A 13386-nucleotide genomic window follows, 5' to 3' on the forward strand; every position below is an offset into this window, starting at 1 on the left:
CTTGACCAACCATGAACGACGAAGACCGTTATGACGCCGGTATGACCGTGCGTCGGGCCGTGCTGGGCGATGCGCATGTCGATCGATCGATCGCGAACCGAACCGAGCTCACCGCCGATTTTCAGAACTTGATCACGCGCTACGCCTGGGGGGAAATCTGGACGCGCCCCGGCCTGCCCCGCCACACACGCAGCCTGCTCACGATAGCGATGATGGTGGCGCTCAATCGCGGCGAGGAACTCGCGCTGCATCTGCGCGCCGCAAAAAACAATGGCGTCACGCGCGAAGAGATCAAGGAAGTCCTGCTGCAAACCGCGATCTACTGCGGCGTGCCGGCAGCGAACTCAGCCTTCCACCTCGCCGAGCGCATTTTCCGTGACGAAGATGAATCGAGCGCGTGAGCGCGCCGGCCAAGCCTGACCGGATCGGCAAGGTTCGTTTGCGGACAGATCGTCTCCATGTTGCGTGATAGTCGCGCGGCGCCGTTGGACGCCGTCGACTTGCTCTCGGGAAACTCCTGACGGCGCGCGCTTCACAAAACGGGTATGTGTGCCGTTAATGCAACAAAGCGGCAACAAAGCGTAAAAAGTCGCTTCGCTGCTGGCATGGACCCGTGAGCGCGTCGGATAATCGCCTTACGCGAGGAGAGACATCATGGAAGCAAAACCCGCCTACATTCCGCCCCCTGAGAAGGTCGCGAGCCCCGATCCCGAGCCGGTAGGCGTTGAATTTCTGGGCGCTGCGCTGCCCGAACACGTTCGTGCGTTTTTTGACGAGCAACGCAAATCGTGCGATTCGAAATGACCGTGCGTCATGCCGGTGACAGGCCGCACGACGCGGCTGGTCATGCGCGCTCGCGGCAAACGCGAGTCGCGCGGCGCGCGCACGTACAAATCTATTGATGTCGATCCGCCGGGTCGGCCGCACGCCGAGCCCGTTCCGTCTGCCCGTTCGTTCCGCTCATCCACTCAGCCCCGCAAGCACCACGCTCCATGCGCCGCGTCGTTACACGGCGGATGGCTTGCCGAGGCTTGCTGATTCCGCTCCGATCCCAACGCCGATGAAACGTTCTCTCCGCGCCTCTATCGCCTGCCTGACCGTCCTCAGCGCCGCCATGCTGGCGGCTCCCTGCAACGCGGTTGCCGATGGTGACGACACACCGCTCGTGAACCTGGTTGCATTGGCCTCGCAACGTCTGGCGCTTGCCGTGCCCGTCGCCCAGTGGAAATGGGCCAACCATCGACCGATTACCGACGCGCCGCGCGAAACGGCCCTGCTCGCCGACGTCGAGCAGCGGGCGCGCGCCGGCGGCGTGGATCCGGCCTTCGCACACGCGTTCTTCCAGGATCAGATCCAGGCAAGCAAAGAGGCGCAAACCGCGCTGTTCGAGAAGTGGCGGACTTCGAGGCCTCCGGAGGGCCCGGCGCCCGACCTGGCCGCATCGACGCGGCCGCAGCTGGACCGGCTGACCCGAGCGATGATCGCGGCGCTCGCACGCGTGCAGCCGTTGCGCGACGCGCCCGATTGCCCGACGCGGCTTGCGCGCAGCGTCCGGAACTGGAAATCGATGACGCGCTACGACGCGAGCGAAGCCGCGCCGCTCTCGACCGCACTCGCGCACGTCTGTTCGACCGGCGGAATGGGCGGCGTCGGTTGAGATGGCAGATTGAGCACTTGCAGACCGCGCGCGAGACGCGATTCCAGGATCCGATAGGTCGATAGCTCGAACGCCGGCGCGGCTCGGCGCCCGGCTGCGAGCTCGGCGGCCTGCTGCAGCGAAGGCGCGGCGCCGAGGTAACGCCAAAGATCGACGACATGAAACGTCGGAACCGCGTCGTCACCGGGACCGCACTCCTCGAACGCAATCGCGCCGTCGTAAGGCCAGGGAGCATCGCACGGATCGTTGCGCCCTGCCCTCGGTATGCGGTTGAATCTCGGCTTCAAATCGGCGATCCACTGCGCCTCGGTCAAGAGAGCGCCGATCTCGCCACCCGTCTCGCACCATTGCACACGCCGAACCTGTTCGGCAATGCGCAGCTCGCGCGCCGAGCGACGCTCGCCCACGAGGTGGGCGCGCACACGCTGGCGCAGCCGCACGCTGCGTCCGACATAAAGCGCCGCGCCTGCTTCGTCGTAAAAGGCATACACGCCGCAGCCGGCCGGGGCGCTGTCGAGCAGATCCTCCGTGATTTCCCCGGCGATGCGGTAGTAGCGCACGGTTCGCTCGATCTGCTCGCGAAGGACGTCGATCGGCCAGCGGCCATGCAGCGTGCGCCAGAACTGCCAAAGCAGATCGGCGTCCGCGAGTGCCCGGTGGCGCGCAAGCGGCACGAGCTCATGGCGCTCGATGAGCGCATCGAGTCCGTGCCGCTTCTCATCGGGGAAAAGCGCGCGGGAGAGGCGCACCGTACAGAGAACATCGGGATTGAAAGCAAAGCCGGCGCGCTTGAATTCGCTACGCAGAAAGCCGCGATCGAAGCCGGCGTTGTGTGCCGCGAAGAGCCTCCCGTCGAGACGCTCGAACAATTCGGCCGCGATCGCCTCGAACGTGGGCGCATCGCGCACCATCTCGTCGGTAATGCCCGTGAGTTGCTGAATGAATGGAGGGATCGGTTGCCGAGGGTTGACGAGCGTACTCCAGCGCGAAACGCCGTGCGGCCCGGCCTCGACAACGCCGATTTCGGTGATCCGATGGTCGGAAAGAGAACCGCCCGTGGTTTCGAGATCGACGAAAACGACGGACGTATCGACTGCCGCATTCGGCAGAGGGAATTCGGACATGAAAAAGCGCTCGGTGCGTCGATGACCGAAGTATGCCTCAATCATCGGCGCACGACCGAGCGCCTAGCCGGCCGACTCGCGCCTTTGCGCAACGGCGCGCGCCGTCCTGACGAACTTGTCAGCTTAAAGCGGACGAATATTGGCCGCCTGCTTGCCCTTGGGGCCGGTTTTCACATCGAACTCGACCCGCTGATTTTCCTTCAGGGACTTGAAGCCATCCGCCCGGATTTCGGAGAAATGCGCAAACAAATCTTCACCGCCTTTGTCCGCCGTGATGAATCCAAACCCTTTAGCATCGTTGAACCATTTGACGATACCAGTTTCCATAGTACTAATTCCCTCGAGATTTTAATAGACGGGCAGCGCCCTCCACCGAAACCCATGCCTCGGGCATGACACGACCGCCTCTCCGCCAGCCGCGCCACACCGGGTCAATCCGGCGATGTTGTTATAAAGGGAACGGCGACGGCTCGTCAAGGAATTTTTCATTAATTGGGAAACGTCCGATCCATTGCGCATAGGCTGCAAACCGATTGGGAAACCGCCGTCAATATTACCTGCGGCCAACGATCCGGCACCGATAGATGGAAAAACCTACCGAGTTTGCAACAAATCTTTTCGAGTGTAAGTATTTTTCCGGGTTGCCCCGGCTCGCACCGAACTGGATCATTGAATCAGAAGATAGATCGCGCTGTGGAGATCGTCATGCGTATCGCAGATGTGAAGCACTTTTTCTCCGGGCTGCTGCGGATTCCGCGCGCCACGGGGCCCGTTGGCATCGCGGGTGGGGCGGCGCCGCTCGACTTCGATCCGTTCTGGCACGGAGATCACTGGCAAAACCTTCTGGCTTCGCCAATGGATGCCCGGCACTACGTCATGGAAGACTGGGCCGTGCCGTCGTCGGAAGAGCGCGATTCCCATTACGACGCAGCGCCGAAGGATCGCCGCCGCGGGCGCCGCGCGGGTTGAATGGCAACGCCCCCCGTCGGCTGATGGAATGACAGCCGACGCCCCCAAAAAAAGCGCGGCCCGAGAGCCGCGCAGACAAAGGTTTGGAGACCTCTTTTTCGGTTCGCGAAAAAGTCCGCTCGCTAGAGCAGAGAACCTAGTTTAATCAGGATCGGCCTGGCGATCATCCTCGCGCGCCGCAATCCTGTATTTCCCACCCCTCAATAATCGTCACCGAATTGTCACGAGCCGCGGGACGCGCATGGTGTCCGCCTGTGACGAAAACGCAACATCCAATTATCCGGAATGCAAGGAAAAAAAGCGGGAACTTCCGCCAAACCCCTTGCCCGGCAAGGCTTCCGAGCACTTCTCGCGCCGTTGCGGGAACACGAATACTTTATTGCGCGAATCGCAATGGCGATATGAGCGAAGAGATATTTACACTCGGCCGAGTTGGGAAGAGCCGGGGTTCTTTCGCTGTGCGCCGGTCTTCATGCTCGATTCGCCTCTCGCATTATTAGGGCATGATCGCTTCCCGAAGCCGTAAATAAACTTCCTGTTAAATGGAGTAAGAAAGATGAAAAAGACGCTTCTGGTCGGCGCTCTCGCCGGCGCATTCGCAACGATGGCGCATGCACAGAGCAGCGTTACGCTGTACGGCCTGATCGATGCCGGTATCACCTACGCGAACAACTCCGGAGGCCACAGCCTCTGGCAAGAATCGAACGGCGCAATCAACTCGAGCCGTTGGGGCTTGCGCGGCGCTGAAGACCTCGGCGGCGGCCTGAAGGCGATCTTCACGTTGGAAAACGGCTTCAGCATCGCCAACGGCACGCTGGGTCAGCAAGGCCGTGAGTTCGGCCGTCAAGCTTTCGTCGGTCTGTCGAGCGACCAGTTCGGTGCCGTGACCCTCGGTCGTCAGTATGACGACGTCGTCCAGTACCTCGGGCCGCTCTCGCTGACCGGCACGCAATACGGCGGCACGTTCTTCGCCCACCCGTTCGATAACGACAACCTCGACAATACGTTCCGCGTCAACAACTCGGTTCACTATCAAAGCGCGAACTACGCCGGCTTCAAGCTCGGCGCGATGTACGGGTTCTCGAACTCGACCGGTTTCTCGAACAACCGCGAGTACAGCGTCGGCGCGTCGTATAGCTTTGCCGGCTTCAACTTCGCCGCGGCTTACATGCAGTTGAATAGCGGAGTGAGCTCGATGTCGGCGGCGAGCCCGCTCAACTCGGGCGGCGCCGTGACCGACTCGCCGTTCCTCGCTCAGCGTCAACGCACCTGGGGTGCCGGCCTGAACTACACGTTCGGCCCCGCAACGGCCGGCTTCGTGTTCACGCAGACGCGCCTCACCGGTGCGACGAGCATCAGCAGCACCGGCACCATCGGCAACGGCACGGCAATCTCCCTGCAGCCTGCCCTTGGCGTGCCCGGCTCGATGCGCTTCAACAACTACGAAGTGAATGCCCGCTACGCGCTGACGCCGGCTCTCAATCTGGCCGCCGAATACACGTACACGGACGGCGAGTTGAACGGCCTCAGCCCGAAGTGGGGAACGCTCGGCCTGCTCGCCGACTACTACCTCTCGAAGCGTACCGACGTGTACCTGCAAGGCGAATATCAGCACGTGATGAACAGCGCCGGTACGTTCACTGCCGACCTCAACACGTTCAAGGCGTCGTCGACTTCGAACCAGGTCGCTGTCACGGCCGGTATCCGTCACCGGTTCTAATAAGCTTCGAAGAAACCGCTGCACCCTCGAAGGCGCCGCTTGCGGCGCCTTTTTTCTTTCTGCTTACTCACCCGCTGACGGATACCGTACGTCGAGCACGTCGATCTGCTCGGCTCCGGCGGGCGTATGCAGCGTAACCACGTCCCCGATCCGCGCCTTCAGCAACGCGCGCGCAATCGGCGAAATCCAGCTCACGTGACCGTGCTCGAGGTCCACTTCGTCGACGCCGACGATCGTGACCGTATGCGTTTCGCCATCGGAAGTGGCGTAGTCGACCGTCGCCCCGAAGAACGCCTGATCGACGTTTTCCTGCTTGCTGCTGTCCACCACTTCGGCCAAATCGAGCCGTTTCGTCAGAAAGCGAATGCGCCGATCGATCTCGCGCAGCCGCCGTTTGCCGTAAATGTAATCGCCGTTCTCGGAGCGGTCCCCGTTCGAGGCCGCCCAAGAAACCAGTTTCACGACCTCAGGCCGCTCCTCGTCGATCAGGTGCAGCAGTTCGTCCCGCAGGCGCTTGTGGCCCGCGGGCGTGATGTAGTTCCTTGTGCCCGCCGGCACCTCCGGCTGCGTGATCTCCAGATCGTCGTCTGCGTCGTCGTCGCCCGACTCTTTCACGAAAGCTTTGTTCATGATGCTCAACCAAACTACGAGGGTTCCTTCAATCGAACTTCTAGCGTACACGATCGTTGCAGTCGACATAAGACCGGCCTGAACCGGCCCCGGCAATGGCGGCTGCTGCGGTTCGCGGCCGAAGACGCTTACGAGGGCGCGGCGAGCACTGTCAACCCAAAATAGAATTGTCCGGTGGCGCGCAAACTAGAAATGTCCGGTGTCGGGCAGCGGCGTCGGGCGTAGACCGGCGCCGCTGCCCGCACCGGAACGCTCATCGAGCGCGCAGCTCGCGCGGATTGGGGGCTGCACTGACCCATCGCCGCCAAGGGTGATTGGGGGCGGGCGCAGGGGCCGTGGAGCGGCGCGTGAGCGCCTGCTGGACACGCGCATCCACCGTTTTGCTGTCGGCGCAAGGCGCTTGGCCGGACTTGCGCGCCCGCATCTCGAAGCTCAATGACTGAGGGCCACAGTACATCTCGAGGCGGCCATTGGGGTAAGTCACCAGTGTCACCTGCGCGCCGCTCAGGCGCCGCTCGCCGCCCGGCGCGCGGACCTGCAGAATGTGGTGGTAGAACTGGCAACTGAGGCTGGCTGACAGTCGGCGTGTCTCGTGCACCGCAAGAATATGGGCCAACGCAGCTCGCTTGCCGCAATACCGCACATGAGCGTCGAGCGCCACGCGCGGCTCGACCGCGAAGCGTCGGTTGTAGGCCTGCAGGAAGGTCGGCAACCAAGCGTTGGCCTGGTTCATATCCGAGATGCCGGCCAGGCGCAACTCCTTGACCAACCGGTCCTGCAAGGTCTGATTGGCGCGTTCCACGCGCCCTTTGGCTTGCGGCGTACTCGCGTGAATGCCTTCGATGCCCAACTCGGCCAGCGCTCGCGAGAATTGGGTCGGGCCGGGCTCGCCGCTGCCGTTGTTGACCCGAAAGACGCTGTGCCGATCGCTATAGAGCGCCACCGGCAAGCCATGCGCGAGAATGTACTCGCGCAGCAAATCCATGTACGCCAGCGTGCTCTCAGCCGGCACGAAACGCAGCGCCATCAACTCACCGGTGGCATCGTCGATGAATACCAGCAAGGTGCAGCCGGGGGCGCGCTGTTCGAACCACTGATGCGGCGAGCCATCAATCTGAATCAGTTCGCCGCGCCGGGCCCGCCGCTCGCGCAACGCGTGCACCGGCTTGCGCCGCGCCCGCTTCGGATGCCACAGTCCGGCCTCGCTCATCAAGCGCCGTACCGTCTCCACCGAAACCATCACGCCATGCCGCTCGGCGAGCTTCTCGCAGGCCAAGGTGGGTCCAAAATCGGCGTAATGACGTGCCACAGCGCCTGGATGGCCTGCGCTTGCGCGGCCGGCAGGGCCCGGTTGGAGCTACGCCCGCGCAGCGCATGCACCAGCCCCGCTGCGCCTGCGCCGGCGTAGCGCCGCTCGAGCCGGCGCACCTGCCGCGTGCTGAGCTCCAAAATCGCCGCCGCCTCCATCTGACTTAATCGCCCAGCGCGTACCTGCTCCAGCACGCGTAGCCGTCCCACTTCGCGCTCGCTCATTGTTGTTCCCATCCGCGCCTCGCTCGATCACGATCGAGCGGACATTCTTACTTTGCACGCACCGGACATTCTCACGTTGGGCTAACACGAGGGCGCGGCGAGCACTTCCCTTTTTTCTGGAGTTTGCTATAATTTCGCTTCTGCGTGCGGCTGTAGCTCAGTTGGATAGAGTACTTGGCTACGAACCAAGGGGTCGTGGGTTCGAATCCTGCCAGCCGCGCCACCTTTTTGAGAGCCTTCTTTGCGGAAGGCTCTTTTCTTTCACCGCGACGAGCGGTGAATGCACCGTCTGACGTGCGGCTGTAGCTCAGTTGGATAGAGTACTTGGCTACGAACCAAGGGGTCGTGGGTTCGAATCCTGCCAGCCGCGCCATCTTCGAAGGGCCTTCCGAACGGAAGGCCCTTCGCCTTTTCGGCGGTGATCCAGGACACGCGCCGCTCTAGGACACGTGCATCTCAATAATCGGCCCGCTCGCGCTCGACGCGCATGCCACCGTCGTGCCGATGGTGCCCCTCTTCGCTGGGCCGCTCTCGCGCGATACGAATGACGTCGGGATTCGTCCGCACCCGGCGCATCACATTGGCGAGATGCACGCGATCGCTGACCTGGATCACGAAACGCAAGCACGTGGACTCGTGCGACAAATCCTCGTCCATCGCAATGTGGACGATATTCGCGTCCGCCGACGTAATATCGGCCGCCACGCGTGCAAAGACGCCCTTCGTATTCTTGACGAGCACCTTGATCGCGACGTCGAAGAGCCGTCCGGGCTGCGGCGCCCATGCCACGTCGATCCAGCGCCCCGGATCGCGCCGGTGAATGCGCTGGGCAACCCGGCAATCGGTGGTGTGGATCGCCATGCCGAGCCCGATGCCGATGTAGCCCATGATGTCGTCACCCGGGATCGGCCGGCAGCAAGCCGATAACTGCACGGACATGCCTTCGGTCCCCGTGATCACGACGGGGGGCGCATGCGGCGCGTTGGCGTGGTCTCCGCGCGGATGGTCTTCGTCCGCTTCGCGCCCGCTGATGAGTACTTCGATGCGCTTGGCCATCACCGCGGCGACACGCCGCCCGAGGCCGATATCTGCAAAGATCTCCTGACGGTTCTTGTTGCCCGTCCATTGCACGAGCTTGTCCCAGATCTCCGGCTCGACGTCCGCGAGCGAAAGACCGTACCCCTTGAGACCTTGGTCGACGAGGCGCTCGCCCAACTGCACCGATTCGTTCAGACGCATCGTCTTCAGGTAGTGCCGGATCGCCGAGCGCGCCTTGCCCGTGCGTACGAAGCCGAGCCAGGCAGGGTTCGGCTTCGAATACGGCGCCGTGATCACTTCGACGATGTCGCCGCTCTTCAGCTCGGTGCGAAGCGGCAGCAGCTCGTTGTTGATCTTGACGGCGACGCATTGGTTGCCGAGGTCGCTATGGATCGAGTACGCGAAGTCGAGCGCCGTGGAGCCGCGTGGCAATGCGATGATCTTCGACTTCGGCGTGAAGACGTAGACCGCATCCGGAAACAGGTCGATCTTGACGTGCTCGAGGAACTCGCTCGAATCGCCTGCTTCGCTTTGGATATCGAGCAGCGATTTCAGCCACTGGTGCGCACGCTTTTGCACGTCGTTGAGGTCGGCGGCGCCGCTCTTGTAGAGCCAATGCGCGGCCACGCCCGCTTCCGCGATCTCGTGCATCTTGCGCGTACGCACCTGGAACTCGATCGGAGCGCCGAACGGACCGACGAGCGTCGTATGGAGCGACTGATAGCCGTTGACCTTCGGAATCGCGATGTAGTCCTTGAACTTGCCCGGGACCGGCTTGTAGAGCGCGTGCAGCGCGCCGATGCAGGTGTAGCACTCGAGCGGCGAGCCGACCACGACACGGAAACCGTAGACATCGAGGACCTGCGAGAACGAAAGCTGCTTGTCCCGCATCTTCTTGTAGATGCTGAAAATCGTCTTTTCGCGGCCCGTTACCTCGGCGTCGATATGAGCATCGGCGATCGCGCGCTGCACCGACTCGAGGATCTTGCCGACCACCTCGCGCCGATTCCCGCGCGCGGCCTTCACCGCCTTTTCGAGCGTCGCATAGCGGTTCGGGTTGAAGTTCGCGAAGCTGAGATCCTGGAGCTCGCGATAGGTGTTGTTGAGGCCCAGCCGGTGCGCGATGGGGGCGTAGATATCGAGTGTTTCGCGCGCCACGCGACGCCGCTTTTCCGGCGGCACCGCGCCGAGCGTTCGCATGTTGTGCAGCCGGTCCGCCAGCTTCACCAGGATCACGCGCACATCGCGCGCCATCGCGAGCAGCATCTTGCGGAAGTTTTCCGCCTGCGCCTCCTCGCGATTGCGAAACTCCATCTTGTCGAGCTTCGATAATCCGTCGACGAGTTCGGCGACTTTCGCACCGAAGCGCTCCGCCAGTTCGGCCTTCGTCACCCCCTGGTCTTCCATCACGTCGTGCAGCAGCGCGGCCATGATCGACTGCGCGTCGAGCTTCCAGCCCGCGCACGTCTCCGCGACAGCGACGGGATGCGTGATATAGGGTTCGCCGCTCTGACGATACTGGCCCAAATGGGCTTCGTCGCTGAAATGGAAGGCGGCCTTGACCTCCTTGATCTCCTCGGGGCTCATGTAGCCGCCGAGCATCGACGTCAGCTTCGCGATCGAGACGACGTCATGCTTGCGAGGTTGCTCAGGGGTGGCCGTCGGCCCGAACAGGTGGCGGAACGACTGTTCGAGAACCGCGTCGATGTACTTGCGGGCAGCGCCCGGCGCCTCGTGTTCGTGTTCTTGTTCGAGGTGGAGTGCTTCGGCGTCAGCGGCAGCGGAGGCAGACGATGGGGTATTGCTCATATTCGCCTCCGTTCAGGGTTGCAGGACAGAGTACACGTTTCGCACGATCGCGGAAGACCCGACACCGCCCTCATCGGGCGCCCTCAGGTCTTCCGCGCCCGGTGCTTCAGACGGGTACCTTCTTCAGCATCTCGATACCGACCTGCCCGGCCGCGATTTCGCGCAGCGCGACGACTGTCGGCTTGTCGCGGCTCTCGATCTTCGGCGTGTGACCCTGTGCCAGTTGCCGGGCACGGTACGTCGCCGCGAGCGCCAGCTCGAAACGATTCGGGATCTGCTTCAGGCAATCTTCGACTGTAATGCGAGCCATGTTCGGGAATTCCTTCTCAATATGTTGCTTATTCTACCGTAAGTGCACAACGGCCCGCCCTCATTCGACATGGGGCAGATGAATGCCGAGCTCGACGAAAAGCTCGCTGTGGCGCGCGTATTGCGAACCGAAACGCAGACGCGTCGCGTCGACGACGCACTGCAGATCCGAAAGCGCGCGCTCGAAGTGCTCGTTGATGATCACGTACTCGGCCTCGGACGCATGCGCCATCTCGCTGCCGGCCGCGAGAAGCCGCCGCGTGATGACGTTCGGCTCGTCTTGCCCGCGCTTCTTGAGCCGGATCTCGAGCGCGTCGAGCGACGGCGGCAGGATGAAAATCTCGACAGCGTTGCGGAACCGCTTCTTCACCTGCTGCGCGCCCTGCCAGTCGATTTCGAGCAGCACGTCGTGGCCGCTTTTCATCTGCTCTTCGATCCAGAGGCGCGACGTCGCGTAGTAGTTGCCGTGCACCTCGGCGCTCTCGAGGAACTCGCCGCTCGCATGCCGCTCGAGGAAATCGTCGACTGTGGTGAAGTGGTAATGCTGCCCGTCCTGCTCTCCCGGGCGCGGCTTGCGCGTCGTATAGGAGATCGACAGGCGGATCGCCGGATCCTTCGCGAGCAATGCGTTCACGAGCGTCGATTTGCCGGCGCCGGACGGCGCGACGACCATGAAGAGATTGCCGGGATAAGCGCCGGCGTACGGGTTGCGGGGCGCGGCGCCCGCATCGCGCTGGGCACCGCCTTCGGGCGTAGCGTGGGTCATCGGTGTACTCGCTTACTCCAGGTTCTGCACTTGTTCGCGCATCTGCTCGATCAGCAGCTTCAGCGTCATCGAGGCATCGGCCAGCTCCTTCGCCGCCGCCTTCGAGCCAAGCGTGTTCGCCTCGCGGTTGAGCTCCTGCATCATGAAGTCGAGCCGCTTGCCGACCTTGCCGCCTTTCTCGATCACGTGCCGCGTCTCCGCGAGGTGCGCGGCGAGCCGCGAGAGCTCCTCGGCGATGTCGATGCGGATGCCGTACATCGTCACTTCCTGACGGATACGCTCGGCGATCTCCTCGCGTGAGACAATCGTCGCGGCCGTGTCGGGGGCGGCGATGCCGAGCGCTTCCTGCAGGCGTTCCACGATCTTCTGCTGATGCTTGGCGATGAGCTCCGGCACGAGCGGCGCGATGCGCTGCAGGATCGCTTCCATCTCGGTCACGTTGTTGAGCAGCATCGTCGCAAGCTGCGCGCCTTCACGCGCCCTCACTTCGATCAGCTCCGTCAACGCCTGCTTGCCGCACGCGAGCACCGCGTCGCGCAGCGCCTCCGCCGAGGCCTCGCTTTCCGCCAGCACGCCGGGCCAGCGCAGCACCTCGCCGCTACGCATGCGTTCCGCGCCCGGAAACGCCTTCAGCACCGCCTGTTCGAGTTGAGCAAGCTGTGCGAGGACCTCGTGGTTGAGCGCGCCCGCGCTCGGCGCCTGCTCGCTGCGCTGCACGTTGATGCGGATGTCGACCTTGCCGCGCGAGAGCTTCGTCATCAGCATTTCGCGCAGCGTCGGCTCGCAGACGCGCGCCTCTTCAGGCATGCGGAAATTCAGATCCAGAAAACGAGAGTTCACGGTGCGCAGTTCGACCGATACGCTCATGCTTCCAGTCGCCCCGGCAACCGCGATCTCGCGCGTGGCGCTCGCGTAGCCTGTCATGCTGTAAATCATCGTCCGTCTCGCGATTGGGAGTTGAGCGTGCATTATCCCATTTTTGCAACCGTCTCCTGGCGCAGGCGGCGCGCGACAACGGGCGGCGGCGGGCTTGCTCGGGCCGGCGGCGGTAAAATCGGGGTTTCCTTCCTTGCTCTCATCCCCACTATGACCGATACCGCCCAACGTCCGAGCGGACGCCGCCCCGATGAGCTGCGCGACGTGCGCATCACGCGCCACTACACGAAACATGCGGAAGGCTCGGTGCTCGTCGAGTTCGGCGAGACCAAAGTGATCTGCACGGCGAGCGTGCTCGAGCGCGTCCCGGAATTCCTGCGCGATCGAGGTCAGGGCTGGCTCACGGCCGAATACGGCATGCTGCCGCGCGCGACGCACACGCGCAGCGATCGCGAGGCGGCGCGCGGCAAGCAGACCGGACGCACACAGGAGATTCAACGCCTCATCGGGCGGGCGCTGCGCGCGGTATTCGACCTCGAGCAGCTCGGCCCGCGCACGTTGCATATCGATTGCGACGTGATCCAGGCGGACGGCGGCACGCGCACGGCGAGCATCACGGGCGCGTTCGTTGCGGCGCACGATGCGGTGACGAAGCTCATCGCGGCAGGCCGCATCGAGAGCTCGCCGATTACCGATTACGTGGCGGCGATCTCGGTCGGCATTTATGACGGAACGCCCGTGCTCGACCTCGACTATGACGAAGATTCGCGCTGCGATACCGACATGAATGTCGTCATGACGGGCAGCGGCGGGTTGGTGGAAGTGCAAGGTACGGCGGAAGGCTCTCCGTTTTCGCGGGCGGAGATGAACGCGTTGCTCGATCTGGCGGAGGAAGGCATCGGGCAATTGATCGAGCGTCAGAAGGCCGCGTTGGAGACGGGGCGTGACTGAACGG

The 13386-nt window shown here is 63.2% G+C and carries 13 protein-coding genes, 2 tRNA genes and 1 pseudogene; 8 read left to right on the top strand and 8 right to left on the bottom strand.

Features of this window, described 5'->3' with window-relative positions; genetic code table 11:
• Positions 1-11 precede the first annotated feature (11 nt).
• The 3 genes from pcaC to C9I57_RS11795 all read left to right on the top strand — a co-directional run bounded on the left by pcaC (position 12) and on the right by C9I57_RS11795 (position 1657).
• Positions 12-401: a 4-carboxymuconolactone decarboxylase gene (gene pcaC, locus C9I57_RS11790; protein ID WP_107150847.1), complete on the top strand. Its 390-nt coding sequence runs from the start codon at positions 12-14 to the stop codon at positions 399-401.
• Positions 402-654: 253 nt separating this feature from the next.
• A complete protein-coding gene (locus C9I57_RS32720; RefSeq protein WP_181321803.1) occupies positions 655-804 on the top strand; it encodes a hypothetical protein in 150 nt (49 codons plus the stop codon).
• A 256-nt stretch (positions 805-1060) separates the two neighbouring features.
• Positions 1061-1657, top strand: coding sequence for a chorismate mutase (locus tag C9I57_RS11795; protein WP_107151065.1), 597 nt, complete (start codon positions 1061-1063; stop codon positions 1655-1657).
• On the opposite strand, the gene C9I57_RS11800 is transcribed toward C9I57_RS11795, so the two are convergent.
• Both C9I57_RS11800 and C9I57_RS11805 read right to left on the bottom strand, forming a co-directional pair.
• Complete coding sequence (locus C9I57_RS11800) at positions 1576-2781, bottom strand: exonuclease domain-containing protein (protein ID WP_107151066.1); 1206 nt, start codon at positions 2779-2781, stop codon at positions 1576-1578. The genes C9I57_RS11795 and C9I57_RS11800 overlap by 82 nt on opposite strands.
• A 123-nt stretch (positions 2782-2904) precedes the next feature.
• Positions 2905-3108: a cold-shock protein gene (locus tag C9I57_RS11805; protein WP_107150848.1), complete on the bottom strand. Its 204-nt coding sequence runs from the start codon at positions 3106-3108 to the stop codon at positions 2905-2907.
• 378 nt (positions 3109-3486) lie between these two features.
• Here C9I57_RS11805 and C9I57_RS11810 point away from each other — a divergent pair, with 378 nt between their 5' ends.
• Together C9I57_RS11810 and C9I57_RS11815 are read left to right on the top strand one after the other, a co-directional pair.
• A complete protein-coding gene (locus C9I57_RS11810; protein WP_107151067.1) occupies positions 3487-3750 on the top strand; it encodes a hypothetical protein in 264 nt (87 codons plus the stop codon).
• 556 nt (positions 3751-4306) lie between these two features.
• Positions 4307-5470: a porin gene (locus C9I57_RS11815; protein ID WP_107150849.1), complete on the top strand. Its 1164-nt coding sequence runs from the start codon at positions 4307-4309 to the stop codon at positions 5468-5470.
• Between the two features lie 63 nt (positions 5471-5533).
• Here C9I57_RS11815 and greB read toward each other — a convergent pair whose 3' ends face one another.
• Together greB and C9I57_RS11825 are read right to left on the bottom strand one after the other, a co-directional pair.
• Positions 5534-6100, bottom strand: coding sequence for a transcription elongation factor GreB (gene greB, locus C9I57_RS11820; RefSeq protein ID WP_107150850.1), 567 nt, complete (start codon positions 6098-6100; stop codon positions 5534-5536).
• A gap of 253 nt (positions 6101-6353) precedes the next feature.
• Positions 6354-7633, bottom strand: a pseudogene (locus C9I57_RS11825) (ISNCY family transposase).
• 146 nt (positions 7634-7779) lie between these two features.
• On the opposite strand from C9I57_RS11825, the gene C9I57_RS11830 reads away from it, so the two are divergent.
• Together C9I57_RS11830 and C9I57_RS11835 are read left to right on the top strand one after the other, a co-directional pair.
• Positions 7780-7856, top strand: a tRNA-Arg gene (locus tag C9I57_RS11830).
• 73 nt (positions 7857-7929) lie between these two features.
• Positions 7930-8006: transfer RNA gene (locus C9I57_RS11835), tRNA-Arg, on the top strand.
• A gap of 83 nt (positions 8007-8089) precedes the next feature.
• On the opposite strand, the gene C9I57_RS11840 is transcribed toward C9I57_RS11835, so the two are convergent.
• The 4 genes from C9I57_RS11840 to C9I57_RS11855 form a co-directional block, all read right to left on the bottom strand.
• On the bottom strand, positions 8090-10480 hold the full coding sequence (locus C9I57_RS11840) for a RelA/SpoT family protein (protein ID WP_107150851.1): 2391 nt from the start codon (positions 10478-10480) through the stop codon (positions 8090-8092).
• Positions 10481-10586: 106 nt separating this feature from the next.
• On the bottom strand, positions 10587-10790 hold the full coding sequence (rpoZ, locus tag C9I57_RS11845) for a DNA-directed RNA polymerase subunit omega (RefSeq protein WP_006999799.1): 204 nt from the start codon (positions 10788-10790) through the stop codon (positions 10587-10589).
• A gap of 60 nt (positions 10791-10850) precedes the next feature.
• Positions 10851-11555, bottom strand: a complete 705-nt coding sequence (gene gmk, locus C9I57_RS11850; protein WP_107150852.1) for a guanylate kinase — start codon at positions 11553-11555, stop codon at positions 10851-10853.
• Between the two features lie 12 nt (positions 11556-11567).
• Positions 11568-12491, bottom strand: a complete 924-nt coding sequence (locus tag C9I57_RS11855) for a YicC/YloC family endoribonuclease (RefSeq protein WP_107150853.1) — start codon at positions 12489-12491, stop codon at positions 11568-11570.
• A 150-nt stretch (positions 12492-12641) separates the two neighbouring features.
• Here C9I57_RS11855 and rph point away from each other — a divergent pair, with 150 nt between their 5' ends.
• Entirely contained in the window at positions 12642-13382 is a 741-nt protein-coding gene (rph, locus tag C9I57_RS11860; RefSeq protein ID WP_107150854.1) for a ribonuclease PH, read from the top strand.
• Positions 13383-13386 lie beyond the last annotated feature (4 nt).

The sequence above is a fragment of the Trinickia symbiotica genome (assembly GCF_003028655.1).
GTDB classification, from domain to species: domain Bacteria; phylum Pseudomonadota; class Gammaproteobacteria; order Burkholderiales; family Burkholderiaceae; genus Trinickia; species Trinickia symbiotica_A.